The organism is Acidimicrobiales bacterium (assembly GCA_041394265.1).
GTDB lineage: Bacteria > Actinomycetota > Acidimicrobiia > Acidimicrobiales > SZUA-35 > JBBQUN01.
This window is the reverse complement of the sequence record JAWKIO010000005.1, coordinates 1,238,273-1,259,165: the sequence shown is the minus strand read 5'-3', so window position 1 is coordinate 1,259,165 and position 20,893 is coordinate 1,238,273. Positions and strand designations below refer to the sequence as shown.

Below are 20,893 nucleotides of genomic sequence, written 5' to 3'. Positions count from 1 at the left end.
AACTCGGCGTCAGGCGGTCGCCTTCGCTTCGACCACCGTCACGGTGGCTCGCTGCGGGTCGAGCCGGATGGTGGCGTGGTCGGGAAGTCGGTCGATTGCATCACCGAGTCCGATGATCGCACTCAGCTGGAGTTCTCGGGCGACGACGGCCGCGTGGCAGGCCGGCCCGCCATCGGTGGTGATGAGCCCGCCGAGCATCGGCATGATGGCGTTGAACGCCGGATTGGTGGCGCGGGTCACGAGGATGTCGCCGGGCTCGATGCGCTCGAACGCTTCGTGCGCCGATTCGACCACGACAGCACGCCCGGTGACGGGTGCGGTTCCGACGCCTGTCGCTCGAGTGGCGTGCATCTTTGCCTCGATGAACGTTCCCATCGCATCGGTCCAGTACGCGACCGGTTCGGGGAAGACCGAGGAATCAGGCGGCGAACCAGGCTCACCGTTGAGGTGGCGGGGCGGGTCGATGTCGACGAGTGCTGCTCGCTCGCCAACCCTGGCCTCGATCGACGAGCGGTCGAGCGAGGTCGACCCGTCGAGCAAGCCGGCGACCTCCGGCGACGTCAAGGCCCACACCGAGTCCTCGTCGGGGAGTCGTCCGCTCGCTGCAAGCCGACGAGCCGCTTCGCGCATCGCTCGACCGAGAAGACCGAGCGGCCAGCTTCCCAGCAGGGCGCTGTTGTCCTCCATCGCCGCGTGGGCCTGTTGGGCCTCGTCGCTCAACCGGTCGAACTCGGCCTGATCAGCAGTGGGAACCTCGCTTCGCACGGAGCGTCGCGCGTCGGCATCGACGGCAGGTGGCGGTCGGTGGTTGGCGATGGCTCGAAGCAGCACCGAGGGCTGTTCGGCGAGCGTCGGTGCGTTGGCGTCGTCGGTCGTCGCCCACGAGCCGTGGAATCGGAGGTATTCGTCGAGCGCACGGGCGGCAACAGTGCTGTGACTGCGCACCGCATCGAGACTCGGCACCGAGGTGCCCTCCATCGAGTCAACGATTGCCATCATCCGTTCGTGTGCCTCGGCATGAACCGGGACCCCGTGCATGACCGCCGCCATGGCGACGTTCGGGTCGAGCCCCCACTCGCGCACTCGCACGAGGTAGCGACCGAACGCACCCGCGATGTTGATCAACTCGAAGTGGAGGCGGAGGCCCTCACGAGCAAGTGTGAAGACACCACCGAGGTGCGCAGCGAGTGCTGGGTCATCGAGCGCTGCCAGATCGACGTCCTGGAAGCCAAGCACGCGTTCGATCCAGCCCGACCGCATCCCCTTCCATCGAGCGACCGACAGCATTGGTTGGTTCTCGCTTCGTGCCTGGGCGGCGATACGCGTTCGCCTCCTCGACGATGGCAGCAACCGGGTGAGCACCTTGAGGACGAGATCGGGCGGCGGATTGCCGGGCCTTCGTGGAGCGCCGTGGACAAACATGCTGAAATACGCCCGCCCGTTGATGTACGCGATCTCCGAGTGGGAAAGCGGAAGCCCGAGTTCGCCGAACGCTCGCCGAAAGCCCTGTTCGTAGGGACGTGGCATGAGCTCGGCCATCACGGCGGTGGCGACGCCCGTTTGGTGTGAGTTGTCGTACTCCCAGACACCGCCATCGGGCGGCTCCCAGGTGAGTTCTGGAACGCTGACGGTCATGATGGTTGTCCCTCCTGGTTGACGAGTCTTGCCGAGATGATCGAGGTCTCGACGAGTTCGCAGGCGATGAGTTCGAGATGGGCGAAGCCCGCCCGCTCCAACCAGCGAGCGAAGCTGGCGAACGAGTGGATGCCGCCACCTCTGGTACGTGTGGCGAGGTTGAGTGCATAGATTCCGATGCCCCGTTGCCGGGCTTCGAAGCTGTCGACGGCATCGACGATGACCAGCCGGCCTTCGGGGGTGAGCCAGCCAGCTGCTCGTTGGAGTAACCGTTCAACCCTGCCGGCGTCGAAGAGCCGACAGAAGCCACCGATCACCACCACGTCGAACGAGGAAGCCAGCCGAGGGTCGAGCGAGGTGTCGAACACATCGCCGGCGATGGTCGACACCGCAAGGCCCAGGTCGCGGGCCCGTGTCGCACCCACGTCGACAACCTCGGGCAGGTCGAGCAAGGTGACGACACCGCCGGCTCCTGCGGCGGCAATCCCAAATGGCGCAGCACCAGAGCCGACATCGAGCACCCGAGCATTGGACTCCACCAGCGTGGACACTCGCTCTGCTGCCGGCTCGGCATGCCGAGCGATCGCAGTGACGACGGGCGGGTAGAGCCGTCCGGCCACGTCCGGTTCATCGACGCTGATTGGTGCACTCCCCGTCGAGAGCAGATGGGTCATACCGAGCCATAGCTGCTCGAGATCATCGGCCGCTGACGACGGATGCCACCGATAGCCCTGGCCGCTGGAGTCGACGATTCCGGCAGCGACGAGTCCGTCCATCACGAGTCGCACGCCTCGTGGATGTGACTCGGTTCGGCCTGCGAGGGCATCGATGCCGATCGGACCGTCATCCAAGAGCCGAACGAGTCCCGCTTCCCGTGCTGCGCCGAGCGCAGCGGCGACGGTGAGCGCATGACTCGTAGCGGTCGATGGTCTGAGCGGAGAGGCCGTCATGTCCCATACTCAACGTCGCCGAGCGCGTGCTGGGCATCGGTATCGCCACGGTTACGCATCCGGGACCGACTACGTAGCGAGACCGGAACCGTTGCCGGAAGCGGGTCGAAGTGGTAGCCAGTGGAAGGTGGAACAGTCGCTTCCCGCTCGTGGACGGGAGCTCGGTCTGATTGAGGACGCCCTATCGAGTCTGTCGAGTGGGGCAGGGCGGGTCGTGCTCGTCAGCGGTTCGGCGGGAGCGGGCAAGACCACCCTCCTCCGAGCGGCCCTCGGCGATCCGGTGGGGGTGCGAGTGCTGTCGGGGCGGGCCTATCGATTCCAGATCCCTGTGGCCTTCGGACCGATCGTCGAAGCGCTGGGGCCATCGATGCGGGCCGATGCCGATGTCGAGCGCTTGACGGCGAACCTGCATTCGCTCGCTTCGCTGTTCGATGGTCTGCCGCTGGTGCCGCCGGAACATGGCGACGCTTCGCTCCAGCGGCCCCGTTTGCTCCACGCACTCCATACGCTCATCCATCGAATGGCGACCCATGGACCGGTGGCGGTCGCGATCGATGACGCGCAATGGGCCGACAATGCGACGGTCGAATTCCTGTCGCTCCTGGCGGAATCGGTGCACGACGTTCCTGTCGCCGTACTCCTCGGGGTCCGTCACGACGATCACGATGCCAACGAACAGGCGACACGGTTCTTTACTCGCGTGCGTCGCGATGGTGCCGCCCAGGTCACGCTCGAACCTCTCGACGCTGCTGGGGTATCCGATGTCGTAGCGTCGGTCCTCGGGGAGGGACGAGTGCCGCCGGAGTTGATCCGGCTACTCCTCGAGCGAACCGGCGGGACGCCGCTCTACCTCGTCGAAGCCCTCAGCCAGATGCAGCAACAAGGCGATGTCACGAGGGTCGGCGCCGCCTGGCAGTTCAACGGGACCCGCATCCCACCTTCGACCTTCGGGCCCGACCTGATGGCGGGCCGACTCGCCGGAAGCACCGAGGACGAGCAAGAAATCCTGCAGATGCTCGCTCTGCACGGAGAGCCGATCGCCGAGACGGAACTCGTCGCACTCGGTGTCGACACCAGCAGACTCGGGCCTCTGGCTCGTCGTCGACTCGTCGTCGAGTCCGTCATCGAAGGCGTGCCACGATGGTCGCTCGAGCATCCGGTCCTGGCCGATGTGATCGTCGAACAGCTGACCACCACGGATCGCCAGGCCCGACACGAACGTCTGGCACGTCTGTTCGTCACCAACGATCCAGATCGATTCGCCCATCACCTGCTCGGTGCCGGTGAGCGCGCCGTGCGAGTTGTCGGGTCGGAGGTTGCCGTCGCTCGAGCTCTGCGATCTGCAGGTGAGCTCGCATTGCGTCGCGGTGAGCTGATCGAGGCGACCGATCTCTTGACGGCGACGCTCGGATGGGTCCGGGAGCCGAGACCTGATCCTCTTGCCGCCGCCATCACCTCGGAGCTCGCGATCGCCTGGCACGACCGTGGGCACCATGGCATCGCCCGCCAGCTCGCACGAGAGGCGATGGACGAGTGCCTCTCGATCGGCGACGTCGACGGCGCGCTCGGTGCCGCCGAGGTTCTCGCCAACGCTCTGTTCCTTGCGAACATCCACGACCAGACCTGGATCGAAGAACTGGCGCAGCGAGTCGCCGAGGAGGGAACTGACCTGCAGCGCCTGGGAATCCGGTTCCGCCAGTTCGCGATCGCGTCGCGCAGCGGTGCGCAGGTCCCTGTCGACGACGAACCGATGCGGTCGTTTCGGGAACTGGCGTCCTCCGATGACGAGTCGGTGGCACGCCACGCCGAGATGCTCCTCGAGCTGGATGAACGGCTCCGCTCCGCGACGCTGCAGCAGCTGGCAGAGCTCTACGGGCGGTTCGCCAACGAGCCGACGACGATCGACAGCTTCCGCGCCGTCGGGTGGAACGGCCTGATCGAGACCACCATGGCCCAAGGCCGCTGGGATGAGAGTGAGCAGCTCGAGCGAGACTACCTCGAATGGGTCGACTCGACCAGGGTGCCGCGTACGTGGCGGCTGGCCGTTCTGCGATGGAACCGACTGCTTGCCCGCGCCGACGTCGGTGCCGCGCTACAGACGGAGTTCGAGTTCGGCTACGCCGCTGCTCGCAATCCACGGGTGACTGCGCTCCACGCGTATCAGCTGGTTGCCACCCACGACGCGGCCGGCGACCTCGCCGCGCTGGAAGACCCGGATCTGATCGCCACCATCGAGTCATGCCTGGCGAGCGGCGAGCGGGGCACAAGGCGCTACATCGAGTGCGCGCACCTGATGCGAGTGGCATTGGTCGGCGACCTCGACGCCGTCGCTGCTGCTCCGAGACCAGCGCTGGGGTTGCACGATGGCCTGCCGCTGGCCTCCTACCTGGCCAACGCCGTCGCCGATGTTGCGCGTCGAGACCTGGAAGCAGTGCGGCAGTCGACCGACGCGCTTCGAGCCGTCGATCCCGACGGTGTCGATCTTCCGCATGCGTTGGCCAACCGCCTTGACGGCGAGGTGGCGCTACGCGTTGGTGACGCCGAGCTCGGTGCTCGACTCCTGCGTCGGGCACATTCGTGGTTCATCGAGCGAGGTCTCCCGATCGAAGCGGCGAGGAGCGCCGTCCTGCTCGAGCCATTCGACCCCGTCGATGACGCCGCGGTGGTGGACCTCGAGCAGCGTCTCCGCGAGCTCGACGTCTCGCGACGAGCCGACCAGTTGGCGCTGCTCCTTCGTCAGCGGGGCCTGTTCGATGGACAATCTGGCGACGATTCGTCGACGCCGGCGGAGCGACTGTCCAAACGTGAACGTCAGGTGGCGGAACTGGTGATGGCGGGGATGACGAACCGCGAGGTCGCCGATCAACTCTTCATCTCCGTCCGGACCGTGACCAGCCACCTCGATCACATCTATACGAAGCTCGGTGTCTCCTCGCGACAGGATCTGGCACCCATCCTGCGTAGCGACGCGATCGATCTGCGTTCGGAGCAAGGGCACCGCAGCATTCGCTGATTGGGATACGCACGGTCGCGACCCGCGATACGCACCCACTACCGATGCGATCGGTGTGGCCTGCGTGGTCGAGTCGCAGCATGTTCGAATCACTTACTCAACACCACGTCCTCCCGAAGCATCAGTCCGACAGCTGCCGACCACCGTCCGTCAAGCGGCGAGGTCGAATGGTGGCCGTTGCCGCTGCGGCGCTCGCGGCCTCGGCGTGCGGAGGTGGTGGAGATGTCGTCGGTAGCGCAGCCGTGTCGACGACGGTCTCGACGGCGACGACGTCCACCACGGCCGAGCAGGCACCGATCTCGGTCGCCGCAGCCGAGCAAACCCGCGCCACGGATTGTCCCGACCTGGGTGACTCCATCGCCAATGTCAATGCTGCCACCTATGCGGTCTACGGCGAGGCCATCGTGAACGGCGACACCGGTCCTGAGTTGGTGCACTTCCAGATCGGGACGGCCTGGGCTGTCGATCGACGCCTACTCGTCACCAACGCGCACGTGACGCAAGCGTTCGTCGAGTTCGCCGAGCAGGGTGCCCAGCTGGAGCGGGCGTTGGCGATCCAAGCCGGAACCGGAACGGTGGTCGAGTTGCTCCAAGAGGTCACGCACCCGGACTACAGCGGCGATCCGCTCACCTCGCCCGACATCGGACTCTTCAGCACTCGGGACGAACTCCCGGTCCGGCTCGAACTCGCCGATGACGACGTCAAGCTGGAGCTTGGGGAAGAAGTGCAGATCGTCGGCTTCCCGGGCGACGTCACCGACTTCATCGAGATCGTGCCGGGCGAGACGGTGCCGCAGGCAACCTCGCTCAACGGTCAGATCACGGCGTTGCGGAGTCACGATGACACCGCAACGGTGGACAACGAGAACGTCGATGTGATCCAGCACCAAGCACCGACCACGCCGGGGACGTCGGGATCATCGATCGTCGCCTGCGGCAAGGTGATCGGCATCAACAACGCAGGCACGGTGAACCTGATCGCAACGCCGTCCGCCGATGGGTCGCTCACCATCGATCGCCAAGCCGCAGCTGCGAACAATTTCGGGGTTCACGTGCATCACATCCGAGAGATGCTCGAACTGTTCGACGACGGTGCGCTGGTGGGTGAGGCGCTGCCGATCGAGGCGGTGCGGGTCGATGTCCCCAGCGAAGCGGCAGCGGAGCGGCTGCTACTCCAAGGGGAGGTCGGCGACCCGTATGCGCACACGTTCGTGATCGAGGTGCTGGACGACGGGTCGTTGGTCGGGACGTCGGACTGGGAAGGCAACGCGTTCCAGCTCCAGGGCACCATCTTCGAAGACGGCTCGATCCTGTTGGTCGACGACGCCTACGAGGCATCGGACGGCCAGTTGCTACGCGGTATCTACGAGGCGGTCATCACCGGTGACGACACCATCGAGGGCATCTACTACGAGGAAGGCGCCGAGGACGCCCAGGCCCCGTTCGTCGCCCAGGTCCTGGGCTGATCGTCGACGCCTGCCGGGTGCCGCCTGATCGCCGCCGGCCTGCCCGAACCGTCGGCTCAGCGACCGATCAGGTCGGGCGCCCGGGATCGCAGGGCGGCGAGGATTGCCACGGCCAGCGCGTGCTGTCCTTCGTCGGTCGGATGGAGGCCGTCGCTGCGAATCCACTCGGGGTGGTCGGCGAGCGGGTGCCCGACGTCGACGTAGACGCCATCCACCGACGACACCTCGTCACGGATGATGCTGCGCAGCGCCACCAGTGACTCGGGATACTCGGTCGCCTTGCCGAAGGGGCTGAACCCGACGATCGTCGCCTCGGGGAACAAGCGACGAGCCTCGCTGTAGGTGGCGTGAACGGCGTCGATGACGATCGTGCCGGTTGGATCGTTGACACCGCCGGTGATGACGATCACATCGGCATCGGGGACGAGCTCGGCGGCGGTGATCAAGCGATCGTGGTAGTTGGGGCAGACGTCGAGGCCGCAGGCGCTGCGGCCCGCCGTCGACACGTACCCCGTGCCTGACAGGGCGAGGTTCTCGTGATCCCAGTTCGCTGCGTCGGCGACCTCGGACGCCCACTGATCGAGCTGGGTGTAGGAGTCGCCGAGGATGACGACCCGCAGCGGAGCCGCTGGTGTGGTGGTCACGACGGTCTCGATCGTGGTGTCCGTCGACGGCGACGGCGATGCTTCGGCGGCACTGCGGCGATCTCGCTGCCAGGCGAGTCCGCCGATCACGGCACCCACGAGCACCAGGGCGGCGATAGCCCCAATCAGTCGGCGATGCATCGCCTGAGCCTACGCCGCTGTGACCTGCCACTTTGGGTCGGGCCGGTAGGCCGGTGGTCCGTTGTGAGAACCCACCGGGAGGTATTGAATGAGGGCGCTGTCGAATGACGGCGGTGGCAGTGCGCCCACGCCCGGCGCAATCCCGAGCTGCCCGAGCTACGAGAGGCTGATCATGAGCGAACCGTTCTTTCCCGGTGTCGATGCCATTGTCTACCAGGGGCCCGACGGTGACGATCCGCTGGCGTTCCGCTGGTACGACGCCGACCGGGTGGTGTTGGGCAAGACGATGGCCGAGCATCTTCGGTTCGGCGTCTGCTACTGGCACTCGTTCGCCTGGGACGGCTCCGACATCTTTGGCGCCGGCACGCTCGATCGTCCCTGGAACCCGGCAACGACCAGCGGCGCTGCTGCAGCGATGGAACCCATGGCCGCGGCGAAGATGAAGATGTCAGCCGCCTTCGAGTTCGTCGAGAAGCTCGGTGCCCCCTTCTTCTCGTTCCATGACGCCGACATCGCCCCGGCCGGAGCGACGTTCGCCGAGTCGGCCCGCAGCCTCGACGAAATGGTCGAAGAGGCAGCGGGTCACATGGAGCGCACCGGGGTGCAACTCCTTTGGGGAACCACCAACGCGTTCTCCCACCCACGGTTCATGTCCGGCGCAGCCACCAACCCGGATCCAGCCCTCTTCCAGTACGCCGCGGCTCAGGTCGCGCACTGCCTCACCGCCACCAAGAAGCTCGGCGGTGCGAACTACGTGCTCTGGGGTGGTCGAGAGGGATACGAGACCCTGCTCAACACCGACATGAAGCGAGAGCTCGACCAGCTCGGCCGGTTCCTCAACATGGTCGTGGAACACAAGCACGCCATCGGCTTCGAGGGCACCCTGCTCATCGAGCCGAAGCCGATGGAGCCGACCAAGCACCAGTACGACTACGACGTGGCCACGGTCTACGGCTTTTTGCAGAAGTACGGTCTCGAGAATGAGCTGAAGGTCAACATCGAGGTGAACCACGCCACGCTGGCCGGCCATGACTTCCACCACGAGGTCGCGACCGCCGTGAACAACGGCATCTTCGGTTCGATCGACGCCAATGCCGGCGATGATCGCCTCGGGTGGGATCTCGACCTGTTCCCGAGGTCGGTGGAACAGATGACGCTGGGCATGCTCGAGATCCTCCGCGGCGGTGGGTTCACCACCGGCGGCCTGATGTTCGACACGAAGATGCGGCGCCAGTCGATCGAGCGTGACGACCTCTTCCACGGGCACATCGGCGGGATGGACACCATGGCCCGTTCGCTGCTGGCGGCCGCCTCGATCATCGAGGAGGGCGAGATCGATCGTCGTCGGAATGAGCGCTACGCCGGATGGGACGACCGCCACGACATCCTCGACGGCGCGGTCACGCTCCAGCAGCTGCACGACGCGCAGATGACCGGCAGCGAGCCCACGCCGCGCAGTGGTCGTCAGGAGGCGCTCGAGAACCTCGTGGCCCGCCACATCGAACGCGCTCGCTGAGCCGTCGGTGCGAGCTCGTCTGGAATACGAACGCTCAACGGTAGGTTCTCCAAAATGTCCGTACATTTGCCGGAGCGTTGTCTGCCGGCATCGACACAAGGAGTGACCCGATGAGTTTGCACCTGGGCGACACCGCCCCCGACTTCACCGCCGAGACCACCGACGGCGAGCTCTCCTTCCACGATTGGAAGAAGGGTTCGTGGGCGGTGTTCTTCAGCCATCCGGCCGACTACACCCCGGTCTGCACCACCGAACTCGGCCGCACCGCGGCCCTCGAGAGCGAGTTCGCCAAGCGGAACACCAAGGCGATGGCGCTGTCGATCGATCCGATCGAGGACCATCGTGGTTGGGCCCCCGACATCGGCGAGGTGACCGGCACAGCGCTCAACTTCCCGATCGTGGCCGATCCCGATCGCAAGGTCGCCGAGCTCTACGACATGATCCATCCGGGTGCCGGTGACACCTCGACCGTCCGGTCGGTCTTCATCATCGATCCGGACAACAAGCTGCGGCTGATGCTCACCTACCCCAAGTCGGTGGGTCGCAATTTCGACGAGATCGTCCGTGTCTTGGACGCACTCCAGGCGACCGACCGGGATCCGATCGCCACGCCGGCTGACTGGCGTCCGGGCGACCGAGTGATTGTCGGCCTCGGAGTCTCGACCGACGAGGCGAAGGAACGCTTCAGCAACGTCGAGGAACTCAAGCCCTACCTACGCTTCGCCGACGCCCCGACGTCCTGAGCTCAGCCCTGCGGTCGGCCGACCGGAATGAGGTAGAGCGGCTCCTCGCCAGCGCTCAAGACGAGCAAGTCCGCAACCCCGTCGGCGTCGAAACCGCCGACGGGGACGGCCGACAGCCCCGTTGCCGTCGCCTGGAGGAGGACGTTCTGGGCAGCGTGCCCCGCCTCGCGGTTGACAAAGTCGCGAGCAGCGTCGCCGTACTTCTCCTCGGTACGGGCAGCCACACCGGTGATCACCACGACCGCTGGAGCTTCGCTGACGAACGTCTGGTCGAACGCAAGACCGGCGAGCGCCCCAAGTGTTTGGTCATCCGACCGGTGCTCGATCGTATGGGTGTCGGGCAGGCAGTGCGCCACTGCGTCGGCAGTGATGACGTAGAGCTCCAGCGGGTACGTCGCTCCAGCGGAGGGCGCCGTCCGATGGCCGTTGGTATCTGTCACTCCCTGCCCCGCCCAAAGGAGCTGACCCAGCGTGGCCAGTGAGAGTTCATCAACAGTGAACTCGCGGCCTGATCGTCGGTTGGCCAGGGCCTGTTCGAGCGGGATCGCGCCCACGACATCGACCGCTGGCAGCTGCAGGGTCTCGTCGAACCGGGTCGCTCGGTCGAGAACGGGTGGCGGCGCAGATGAAGCGCAACCGGTGGCAATGATCGATCCCGCCACGACCAGGTTCGAAACCATGGAGACGAGCCAACTCCTAGCCATGCTCGCCCCGTTCGCCGTCGTCGAGGTGGTCACTCAGGAGGATGATCGAGCGCCCGATCGCAACCAGAGCTGTTACCGGCGTCAGCGCGATCGCACCGATGGCGACAACGGACAACCGGTCGACGTATCGGAACATCGGCGCGTCGGCGTCGGCGAGCAGTTGCAGGAGGGCAGCGGACCCAAGTGCGCACAGCAGGACGCCGGCGGATCCTGTCGCTCGTCCGAGTCGCCGGAGCCGCACGTTCGCCGATGTTGTCGACCGCTTGCGCGGCGGTCGGTGTCGGCGATCGACCAACAACGAGGCGGCCCCAACTCCAGCGAGTACGCCAGCCCAGGCCGTGCGCCGGTTGATCGCGTGGGGGCAGCGCAGCGTTCGTGTCAGAGGTGCATCAATCGAGTCGGTCGGGGTGTCGAGATCGGCGGCCCACCAGTGTTCCCATCCCGAACGGTCAACGATCACGTCCAGCGCGGATCCGCAGGCCAGCGGTAGAGCATCGCGACCATCCGACACCTGTGTTTGTAGCGTGAGAAGGACCAACGCCGCGACCAGGGTCGAAACGGTGATTGCCGTCACCGCCAGCCGGCGCACCGTGGTGGTTCGGTCAGACCCGTCGACGCCGTGGCGCGATCCCATGACTCGAGCATCTGCTCCGGGGAGCGGAGCGCCAAGAGGCGTTCGGCTCTCGCCGAGCCGGTCGCACCCGACGCGTCACTCGGCTTGAATGTGCGCATGACCGCACCCACGCTGACCGAGCTCGTCGACGCCATCGAAGAAGTACTGACCCAGACCCTGGTACTGGCCCGGCGCCTCGATGCTGACGCCGGCCGCCTGCCGACGGACTGCCCGGGCTGGTCGGTGCAGGACAACGTGGCGCACATGGTCGGGCTCGAGCAGGTCCTGGGTGGCGCTGCCGAGCCCGAGATCGAGCTGCCCGAACTCGACCATGTGCTCAATGACTTTGCGAAGTACATGGAGACGCACGTGCAGATCCGCCGTGCTCTGCCGTTCGTGTCGGTGGTCGACGAGCTCGACGGCATGTTGCCCCGGCGAGTCGCCCAACTCCGAGCCCAGGCCGCCGAGGGCGATATCGAGGTACCCGGCCCGTTCGGACTGCGACCGCTGTCGAAGTCGCTGCCGGTCCGCGTCTTCGACCTGTGGGCACATGAGCAGGACATTCGTCGTGCCGTCGGCGAACCGCCCCGGGTCGACGGCATTTCGTCGGCGGTCGCGCTTCGTCAGAGCCTCGTCGGTTGGACCCAGGGCCTCCCTCGGGCCGAGCTCGGTATCGATGGCGAGCTCATCATCGACGTGACCGGACCGGAGGCATCGACCACCACCATCACCTTGGGTGAGGGTGGACCGAGCGCCACCCTGCGAGGCGACCTCGGTCAGATCACTCGTGCCTTCTGCGGCCGGGGCGAGCTCGACGCCGACATGCTCACTGGCGATGCCGACGTGGTCTCGGCCCTTGCCGGTCAACTGGCTCGAACGCCCTGACAGCAGCCACGCCCTGCGACCAACCTGACGGGCTCGATCCGGCCTACTAGGTTCCGCTGGCATGCGATTCGGGATCTTCTACGAACACCAGCTGCCGAAGCCATGGGCCGACGGCGACGAGGAACAGCTTCTGCTCGATGCCATCGATCAGGTCGTCCTGGCCGACCAGTTGGGCATCGACCATGTGTGGGCGGTCGAGCACCACTTCCTCGAGGAGTACTCGCACTGTTCCGCACCCGAAGTCTTCCTTGCCGCCTGTGCTGCTCGCACCGAACGCATCCGAATCGGGCACGGCATCAAGCACACCCCGGCCAACTACAACCATCCCGCCCGCGTCGCCGAAGAGATCGCCACGCTCGACCTGATCTCCCGGGGCCGGGTCGAATTCGGCATCGGTGAGGGCGCCACCCGCATGGAACTCGGCGGCTTTGGCATCCCGGCCAAGCAGAAGCGAGCGATGAGCATCGAGGCCGGTGAGCAGATCGCCAACATGATGGCGCTCACTCCCTACCCCGGCTACGAGGGCGAGTCGTTCTCCTTCCCCTGTCGCAACGTGGTGCCCAAGCCCAGCCAGAAGCCGCACCCGCCGATGTGGATCGCCTGCACCAACCGGGCCACGATCGAGCTGGCGGCCGAGTTGGGCATCGGGGCGCTGGCGTTCTCGTTCGTCGACCCCGACGAGGCCGCCCACTGGGTGCAGACCTACTACGACACGATCAAGAGCGACCGGTGTGTACCGATCGGCCACACCGTCAACGCCAACATCGCGCTGGTCACCGGCTTCTCGCTGCACGAGGACCGAGACGAAGCGATTCGGCGAGGTCGGGAAGGCTTCGAGTTCTTCAGCTACGCCATCGCCGCGATGGTGACCCAGGACAGCGTGCCCGGCCGCACCAGCCTGTGGACCGACTTCCAGGAATTGCGCGGCCCCGGTGCCACCGAGGCCTACATCGAGAAGGCCAACGGCTACGGCGACCGCTACTCCTCTGCTATCGGCAATCCGGCCGACGCCGCTCGCCACATCCGCGAGCTCGAAGCGATCGGGGTCGACCAGCTGATCTTCATCCAGCAAGCGGGGCACAATCGACACGAGGACATCTGCGCCTCGCTCGAGCTGTTCGCCCGGGAGGTCATGCCCGAGTTCCACGCAAAGGAAGCAGAGCGGCTGGCGAAGAAGGAAGCTGAGCTGGCGCCATACATCGAGGCGGCACTCGCACGTAAGCAGTGGATGCAGCCGATCGCCGACGCCGACATCCCGGTCATCCCGGCGGCCGTCTCCAAGCCGCAGGTCCCCAACGCCGAATCTCAGTCCGTCTGAGACCATCGATCCGAGCCACAGGAGCGCGATGAACCTCGATCCCTCACCCCGAACCCTCGAACTGGCGGAACGCCTCGAGGCGTTCATGGACGAACACATCTATCCCAACGAGGCTCGCTACTTCGCCGAGTCCATGGAGCTCGGACCGTGGGCGGTGTGGCCGGTCATCGAGGAACTCAAGCTGCTCGCCCGTGAGGCCGGGCTCTGGAACCTGTTCTTGCCCGAGAGCGACGACGGTGCCGGCCTCACCAACCTCGAGTATGCGCCGCTGTGTGAGATCATGGGCCGCTCACATCTCGCACCTGAGGTGTTCAACTGCTCGGCGCCCGACACCGGCAACATGGAAGTGCTGGCCCGCTACGGCACGCCCGAGCAGCGGGAGCGTTGGCTCACGCCGTTGCTCGCCGGCGAGATCCGGTCGTCGTTCGCCATGACCGAGCCCGACGTCGCATCGAGCGACGCCACCAACATCGAGAGCTCCATCGTCCGCGACGGCGACGAGTACGTGATCAACGGGCGCAAGTGGTACACCACCAACGCCACCGATCCCCGCTGCCAGATCATGATCTTCATGGGGAAGTCCGATCCGGACAACCCCGACCGGCACCGCCAACAGTCGATGATCCTCGTGCCCAAGGACACGCCCGGGGTAAAGGTGGTCCGGCCACTTCCGGTCTTCAACTTCTACGGGATGCCCGACCGGGCGTCCGAAGTGCACTTCACCGATGTCCGGGTGCCGGCGACCAACATGTTGCTGGGCGAGGGCCGTGGCTTCGAAATCGCACAGGGCCGGCTGGGTCCTGGTCGTATCCATCACTGCATGCGCCTGATCGGGCTGGCCGAACGCACGCTCGAACTGATGTGCCGCCGCACCCAACATCGCGTGACGTTCGGTCGGGCGGTGTCGGAGCAGACGGTCACGATGGAGCGCATCGCCGAGTCGCGCATCGCGATCGAACAAACCCGCCTGCTCACGCTGAGGACGGCGTACTTGATGGACACCGTCGGCAACAAGGAGGCGCGCAGCGAGATCGCAATGATCAAGATCGCGGCGCCGAACATGGCCTGCCAGATCGTCGACTGGGCCATCCAGGCGTTCGGCGGCGCCGGGACCAACAACGACTTCGGATTGGCCGCCGCGTACTCGACCGCTCGCCTCCTCCGTCTCGCCGACGGTCCCGACGAAGTGCACCGCAACCAGCTCGCCCGGCAGGAACTGAAGAAGCACGCCCACAAGCCGCCGCTCGAGCCGCACAACATCTACGCCCCCGAGTGGGGATGAGGCGGCGGGAGCCGGGCGCTCAGTCCTGACTCGACGGGCCGGCGGTCGCGAGCGGACGGCGCGAGCGACGGGCTTGGTAGGTCGCCTCGCCCAACACGGTCAACGCGACGATCCCGGCGAGGAGGTAGAGCACCCCTGGCTGGTCGCGACCGGTGTGTACGAGCAGCGCAATCAGGGCGCCGATGCACGCCGCCGCAGCGACGAGCGAGATGGCGGCGTGGCTCTTCGTGCGCTCGGCCAGACGGACATTGGCAACGTTCACCGCTGCGAAGACGATCAGGAAGCCGGCTGACGCCACCGACGAGATGGCATCGAGCGGCACCAGGTTGGCGATCGCCAATGCTGCGCCGGAGGTCACGAACAGCCCAACGAGTGGCTTGCCGGCGATCTTGGTCTCGAGCGCCGTCGGGAGTTCACCATCGAGCGCGATCTCGACACTGAGACGAGCCGTTCCATAGAGCGTGGCGTTGATGGCCGATGCGGTCGACAGCAACGCGGCGACGACGATCAGGTCGAAGCCGATGGTGCCCCATACCTGCTTGGCTGCTTCGGCCAGAGCGAAGTCGGCCGCCTGCTGGATCTTGCTCAGTGAGAGCAGGCCGACGGTCACGATGCCGACGAGCATGTAGAGGGCGATCGTGAAGACGACCGAGGTGTAGAGGGCTCGTGGCACCGCTCGTTCGGCGTTGCGGACGTCGTCAGCCGAGTTGGCGATCAGCTCGAAACCTTCGTAGGCGACGAAGATGAGCATGCCACCAGCAATCAGGGAGCCGGGGCTGGCCCACTGTGACGGGGCCGACGCACCGAGATCGGTCCTGGTGAGGGCGTAGCCAACGAAGCCGACCAGGATGGCGATCTTGGCTGCGACGATGTAGTCCTCGGCTGCGGCGATGAGCGTGGCACTGAGAACATTGAGCGCGGTGATGACCACGATCGAACCGCTGATGAGGAGGTGCAGAACGAAGGGATTCGACGAGCTCGACACGAGCGTCGTGCCGTAGGACCCGAAGGCGTAGGCGTACAACGACGTCGTGACCACATAGGAGAGCCACAACAAAACGTTGAGCGAACCGGCGATGCGGCCGGTGCCGAAGGCCTCGTCGAGGTAGGTGACGGTGCCGCCGTCGGAGGGTAGGGCGACCGCGAGGTGTGCATAGGAGTACGTGGTCAACAGCGCGACGAGACCGGCGAGCAGGAAGGCGAGGAAGGTCCCTCCGCCACCCACGCCGACGGCCAAGCCGAGGACGGCGAAGATGCCGCCGCCGACCATACCGCCCACACCGATCGACACGGCTTCCCAGTAGCCGATGGTGTCGCCGTCACTCGACGGCTGGTCGCCCTCGTTCACCTGCCCACGGTAGACCCGTCGGCGAAATTGCCTGGAACCGGACTCGGCGTGCAGGCTGAGGGGAGGGGACCGGATGCGGTGCGATCGTCGATCGATTGCCGTTTCCGCCGAACGAAGGAAGTGCTGCATGAGTACCGAGACTCGAACCCATGACGTGGTGGTGATCGGCGCCGGCGTGTCGGGGCTGTACCAGATCAAGAAGCTCACCGACCTCGGCATGGACGCCGTCGCGCTCGAGGGCGACGACGACCTCGGCGGCACGTGGTATCGAAACCGCTACCCGGGTGCCCGGTTCGATTCCGAGAGCTACACCTACGGCTACTCGTTCTCGAAGGAGCTCCTCGACGAGTGGCACTGGAAGGAACGGTTCTCCGGCCAGCCCGAGAATCTGCGCTACCTCAACTACGTCGCCGACAAGTTCGACCTGCGCCGCCACATCCGCTTCGACTGTCGGGTCGAGCGCATGACGTGGAACGAGGACGACCGCCGTTGGCGCCTCGACCTGCAGAACGGCGAGACCTATCTGGCCCGGTTCGTCGTGACCAGCCTCGGCCCGCTCTCGATGCCGACGCTGCCGAAGTACGAGGGCATGGATTTGTTCGAGGGTGAGTCGTTCCACACGTACTGGTGGCCGAAGGAACCGGTGCCGCTGGAAGGACGCCGGGTCGGTGTGATCGGCACGGGGGCCACCGGCATCCAGGTCATCAGCGCGATCGCCGATCAGGTCGGTGAGCTCACCGTGTTCCAGCGCCGCCCCAACTGGAGTACGCCGCTCAACAACGGGCCGATCTCCGACGAGGAGATGGACGCAATCCGAGCCCGGTACGACGAGATCTTCGCCAACTGTGCCAAATCTCCCGGCGGGTTCGAGCACGTGCCGCGCCGCGGCTTCTGGGACCACACCGCCGAGGAGCGGCGAGCGATCTGGGATGAGCTCTACCAGGAGCCCGGCTTCGCCTTTTTGGCGGCCAACTTCGCCGAGATCTTCTACGACGAGGCTGCCAACGACGAGATCTCCGACTACGTGGCCGATCGCATCCGTGCCCGGGTCGACGATCCGGCGACGGCCGAGAAGCTGATCCCGAGGGATCACGGGTTCGGGCTCCAGCGCCTCCCGCTCGAGACCCGCTACTTCGAGGCCTACAACCGCGACAACGTGCGGCTGGTCGACGTCACCGCCACCCCGATCCAACGCATCACGCCCACGGGTATCGAAACGGTCGATGCGAGCTACGACCTCGACGTCATCGTGTACGCCACGGGTTTCGATGCGATCACCGGCGGCTACGACCACATCGACATCACCGGTGTCGACGGGCAGACCTTGGCCGATCGCTGGCGAGACAGCCCGAGCACCTACCTCGGTGTCCTGAGCCATGGCTTCCCGAACATGTTCATGGTGGCCGGACCGCAGAGCGTGTCGGGTTCCACGAACTTCCCGCGGGCGATCGAGAAGGGTGTCGACTGGATCACCGACCTGATGTGCCACGCCATCGATCAGGGAGCCACCCGAGTAGAGGCCGATGCCGACGCCGAAGCGGCGTGGGTCGAAGAGGTCAAGCGGTCCTACGAACGATTGCTGATGAAGACCAGCAAGGGCTGGTTCACCGGGTACAACTCGAACGTCGAGGGGCACCGCGAGGGTCACGTTCGGTACCAGGCCTACTTCGGTGGGGCCCCGCAGTACACGACCAAGGCGGCCGAGGTGGCGGCCGACGGGTACGCCGGCGTACAACTCACCTGACCTGCCGACGCGCCGAGGGGATGCTCGTATCGAGCATCCCCCCAGTCGGCTGTCAGATGAACGGTGTCAGCTGCGATCAGTCGAGATCGAAACGGTCGTTCTCCATGACTTTGACCCACCCACGGATGAAGGCGTCGAGCATGAGGTCGTCGCCGCCGGCGGCCGCATACTCCTCGGCAATTGCCCGGAGCTGGCTGTTGGCGCCGAAGACCAGGTCGACACGAGTCGCCTTCCACTTCGGTGATCCGGAAGCACGGTCACGGCCCTCGAACACGTCTTCTTGCTCGCCGACCGACGACCACATGGTGTTCATGTCGAGCAGGTTCACGAAGAAGTCGTTGGTGAGCTGGCCGGGACGATCGGTGAACTCGCCGTAGCCCTCGTCGCCGACGTTGTTACCGAGCACCCGCAGGCCACCGACCAACGCCGTCATCTCGGGAGCGGTGAGATTCAGCATGAACGCCTTGTCGATGAGGAGGTGCTCGGTCGGGACCGATCCCTGCTTCTTGACGTAGTTGCGGAACCCGTCAGCCGTTGGCTCGAGCCAGGCGAACGACTCGACGTCGGTCTCCTCCTGTGAGGCGTCGGTGCGTCCCGGCGTGAAGGGAACGGTCACGTCGTGACCCGCAGCCTTGGCCGCTGCTTCGACCGCCGCCGTACCGCCGAGCACGATGAGGTCGGCCAGCGACACCTGAGCGCCGCCCTTGGCGTTGAAGTCCGCCTGGACCTTGGCCAGTTCACTGATCGTGCCGCTCACACCAGAGGCGACGTTGACATCCCATTCCGACATCGGCGACAGGCGGATGCGGGCGCCATTGGCCCCGCCTCGGAAGTCGGTGGAACGGTAGGTCGACGCGGAGGCCCAGGCCGCCCGAATGAGTTGAGCGGGCGAGAGGCCGGACCCGAGGATCGTCGACTTGAGCTCGGCGATCTCGGCGTCTCCGATCAGGGCTCCGTCGTGGGCGGGGACGTTGTCCTGCCACAGGAACTCCTCGGTCGGAACCTGCGGGCCCCGGTAGCGAATGGCTGGACCCATGTCTCGATGGAGCAGCTTGAACCAGGCCTTGGCGAAGGCGTCGGCCAGCTGGTCGGGGTTCTCGTGGAAGCGCTTGGAGATCTCGAGGTAGGCGGGATCGGTGATCATCGCCATGTCGGCAGTCGACATCGTCGGCTTGGTCTCGGGGGCACCCGGCTGCACCGGCGGCACCATGAAGCCTTCCTTGACTTCCTTGGGCTGCCACTGGTTGGCACCCGCCGGTGACTTGACCAGTTCCCACTCGTGCCCGAAGAGGGTCTCGAGGTAGGAGTTGTCCCACTTGGTCGGGGTGGGGGTCCACGCTCCTTCGAGGCCGGAGGTGACGGTGTATTCACCGAGCCCGGTCTCGTTCGAGTTCGCCCAGCCAAACCCTTGCGCTGCGAGTCCGGCGCCCTCGGGTTCGGCGCCGACGGCCTCGGCCGGACCGTTGCCGTGCATCTTGCCGAAGGTGTGCCCGCCGACGGTGAGGGCGACGGTTTCCTCGTCGTTCATCGCCATCCGGCCAAACGTTTCACGAATGTCCTGGGCGGACTTGAGCGCGTCGGGGATGCCGTTGGGGCCTTCGGGGTTGACGTAGATCAGGCCCATCTGCACCGCGGCGAGCGGGTTGTCGAGGAGGCGGTTGCCGTCCTCGAACGATCCGGTGTAGCGCTCGTCGTTGGTGGCCAGCCACTCGTTCTCGGGGCCCCAGTAGATGTCGTCTTCCGGTGCCCAGATGTCGCTGCGGCCGAAGGCGAAGCCGGCGGTCGTGAAGCCCATCGTCTCGAGGGCACGGTTGCCGGCGAACACGAACAGGTCGGCCCACGAGATGGCCTTGCCGTACTTCTGCTTGATCGGCAGGAGGAGCCGGCGAGCCTTGTCGAGGTTGCCGTTGTCAGGCCAGGAGTTGAGGGGCGCATAGCGCTGTGCGCCGGTGCCGCCGCCACCGCGGCCGTCGTTGACCCGGTAGGTGCCGGCCGCGTGCCAGCTCATGCGGATGAAGAAGCCGCCGTAGTGACCCCAGTCGGCCGGCCACCACTCCTTGGAGTCGGTCATGAGCGCATCGACGTCTCGGGTCAGTTCGTCGATGTCGACGTTGGCGAGGTTGGCTCGGTAGTCGAAGTCGGCACCGAACGGATTCGAGTCGGGATGGTGCTGATGCAGGATTCGCAGGTTGAGCGAATTCGGCCACCACTTCTCGTTCGATTGGAACTCGCTGGAGGTGAGGGAGCCCCACTCGGGTTGGTTGTGAGCGTCGTCGGTCATCGTGATTCCTTTGCTGGTGAGGTGAAGGCGGGTGGGATGGCGGTGGCGAACGACTCGGCCGCTCGTGCGACGGAGTCGTCAGCCCTTGGATTGACAGCGGGGGCAGAGTCCCCAATACACGACCTCTGCCTCGTCGACGACGAAGTCGCCATCGTCGACGGGAACGAGACAGGGCGCTTCGCCGACGGCGCAGTCAACGTCGACCACCAGGGCACATGAACGGCAGATCAGGTGGTGGTGGTTGTCGCCTGCTCGATCCTCGTAAAGCGCCGACGAACCGGCTGGCTCGATGCGGCGGACGAGACCCTTATCGACGAGTGCGCTGAGTGCGTCGTAGACGGTTTGGCGTGAAATGGCGCCGATGTGGGCGCGAGCCGACGCTGCGATCGCATCGACGGTGCTGTGGGGCTCCTGCGCAACGGCGTTGAGTACGGCGATGCGCTGGGCGGTGACCTGGAGGCCTCGTTCTCGTAGTCGTTCGGCGGGGGTCGTGGTCACGTGTTTCACCATGACACCAATCCTGGACTCAGTCAAGAGTTAGCCTCGATCAAGATTCGCGATCGGGCGCGCTGGGACGATGTCATCGAGTGATGGGGTGGGTGGCTGACGT

The 20,893-nt window shown here is 65.8% G+C and carries 16 protein-coding genes; 8 read left to right on the top strand and 8 right to left on the bottom strand.

Annotation, left to right across the window (positions count from 1 at the left end):
- Nucleotides 1–9: 9 nt before the first annotated feature.
- On the bottom strand, nucleotides 10–1,635 hold the full coding sequence (locus tag R2733_06030; protein ID MEZ5376056.1) for a PEP-utilizing enzyme: 1,626 nt from the start codon (nucleotides 1,633–1,635) through the stop codon (nucleotides 10–12).
- Nucleotides 1,632–2,585, bottom strand: coding sequence for a methyltransferase (locus R2733_06025; GenBank protein ID MEZ5376055.1), 954 nt, complete (start codon nucleotides 2,583–2,585; stop codon nucleotides 1,632–1,634). The genes R2733_06030 and R2733_06025 overlap by 4 nt, the downstream gene beginning before the upstream one ends.
- Here R2733_06025 and R2733_06020 point away from each other — a divergent pair.
- Together R2733_06020 and R2733_06015 are read left to right on the top strand one after the other, a co-directional pair.
- A complete protein-coding gene (locus tag R2733_06020; GenBank protein ID MEZ5376054.1) occupies nucleotides 2,584–5,598 on the top strand; it encodes an AAA family ATPase in 3,015 nt (1,004 codons plus the stop codon). The genes R2733_06025 and R2733_06020 overlap by 2 nt on opposite strands.
- An 80-nt stretch (nucleotides 5,599–5,678) precedes the next feature.
- Entirely contained in the window at nucleotides 5,679–7,064 is a 1,386-nt protein-coding gene (locus tag R2733_06015; GenBank protein MEZ5376053.1) for a serine protease, read from the top strand.
- A gap of 56 nt (nucleotides 7,065–7,120) precedes the next feature.
- On the opposite strand, the gene R2733_06010 is transcribed toward R2733_06015, so the two are convergent.
- Nucleotides 7,121–7,849 (bottom strand): SGNH/GDSL hydrolase family protein, encoded by a 729-nt coding sequence (locus tag R2733_06010; GenBank protein ID MEZ5376052.1) that lies wholly within the window; start codon nucleotides 7,847–7,849, stop codon nucleotides 7,121–7,123.
- A 172-nt stretch (nucleotides 7,850–8,021) separates the two neighbouring features.
- Between R2733_06010 and xylA the strand changes: the two genes are divergently transcribed.
- Together xylA and R2733_06000 are read left to right on the top strand one after the other, a co-directional pair.
- A complete protein-coding gene (gene xylA / locus R2733_06005; GenBank protein MEZ5376051.1) occupies nucleotides 8,022–9,365 on the top strand; it encodes a xylose isomerase in 1,344 nt (447 codons plus the stop codon).
- A 110-nt stretch (nucleotides 9,366–9,475) separates the two neighbouring features.
- Nucleotides 9,476–10,108 carry a peroxiredoxin gene (locus R2733_06000; GenBank protein MEZ5376050.1) on the top strand — a complete coding sequence of 211 codons (633 nt, stop codon included), beginning with the start codon at nucleotides 9,476–9,478 and terminating at the stop codon, nucleotides 10,106–10,108.
- 2 nt (nucleotides 10,109–10,110) lie between these two features.
- Here the strand turns inward: R2733_06000 and R2733_05995 are convergent, their stop codons facing one another.
- Both R2733_05995 and R2733_05990 read right to left on the bottom strand, forming a co-directional pair.
- Nucleotides 10,111–10,788: a SagB/ThcOx family dehydrogenase gene (locus R2733_05995; protein ID MEZ5376049.1), complete on the bottom strand. Its 678-nt coding sequence runs from the start codon at nucleotides 10,786–10,788 to the stop codon at nucleotides 10,111–10,113.
- Between the two features lie 16 nt (nucleotides 10,789–10,804).
- Complete coding sequence (locus R2733_05990) at nucleotides 10,805–11,446, bottom strand: hypothetical protein (GenBank protein ID MEZ5376048.1); 642 nt, start codon at nucleotides 11,444–11,446, stop codon at nucleotides 10,805–10,807.
- A 96-nt stretch (nucleotides 11,447–11,542) separates the two neighbouring features.
- On the opposite strand from R2733_05990, the gene R2733_05985 reads away from it, so the two are divergent.
- From R2733_05985 to R2733_05975, 3 genes are all read left to right on the top strand, one after another.
- Nucleotides 11,543–12,310, top strand: a complete 768-nt coding sequence (locus tag R2733_05985) for a maleylpyruvate isomerase family mycothiol-dependent enzyme (protein MEZ5376047.1) — start codon at nucleotides 11,543–11,545, stop codon at nucleotides 12,308–12,310.
- 61 nt (nucleotides 12,311–12,371) lie between these two features.
- A complete protein-coding gene (locus R2733_05980) occupies nucleotides 12,372–13,628 on the top strand; it encodes an LLM class flavin-dependent oxidoreductase (GenBank protein ID MEZ5376046.1) in 1,257 nt (418 codons plus the stop codon).
- 28 nt (nucleotides 13,629–13,656) lie between these two features.
- On the top strand, nucleotides 13,657–14,910 hold the full coding sequence (locus R2733_05975; protein ID MEZ5376045.1) for an acyl-CoA dehydrogenase family protein: 1,254 nt from the start codon (nucleotides 13,657–13,659) through the stop codon (nucleotides 14,908–14,910).
- 19 nt (nucleotides 14,911–14,929) lie between these two features.
- On the opposite strand, the gene R2733_05970 is transcribed toward R2733_05975, so the two are convergent.
- Nucleotides 14,930–16,258 carry an APC family permease gene (locus R2733_05970; protein ID MEZ5376044.1) on the bottom strand — a complete coding sequence of 443 codons (1,329 nt, stop codon included), beginning with the start codon at nucleotides 16,256–16,258 and terminating at the stop codon, nucleotides 14,930–14,932.
- 127 nt (nucleotides 16,259–16,385) lie between these two features.
- Here R2733_05970 and R2733_05965 point away from each other — a divergent pair, with 127 nt between their 5' ends.
- Nucleotides 16,386–18,002 carry an NAD(P)/FAD-dependent oxidoreductase gene (locus tag R2733_05965; protein MEZ5376043.1) on the top strand — a complete coding sequence of 539 codons (1,617 nt, stop codon included), beginning with the start codon at nucleotides 16,386–16,388 and terminating at the stop codon, nucleotides 18,000–18,002.
- 76 nt (nucleotides 18,003–18,078) lie between these two features.
- Here R2733_05965 and katG read toward each other — a convergent pair whose 3' ends face one another.
- Both katG and R2733_05955 read right to left on the bottom strand, forming a co-directional pair.
- Nucleotides 18,079–20,283 (bottom strand): catalase/peroxidase HPI, encoded by a 2,205-nt coding sequence (katG, locus tag R2733_05960; GenBank protein ID MEZ5376042.1) that lies wholly within the window; start codon nucleotides 20,281–20,283, stop codon nucleotides 18,079–18,081.
- Nucleotides 20,284–20,361: 78 nt separating this feature from the next.
- On the bottom strand, nucleotides 20,362–20,781 hold the full coding sequence (locus R2733_05955; GenBank protein ID MEZ5376041.1) for a Fur family transcriptional regulator: 420 nt from the start codon (nucleotides 20,779–20,781) through the stop codon (nucleotides 20,362–20,364).
- Nucleotides 20,782–20,893 lie beyond the last annotated feature (112 nt).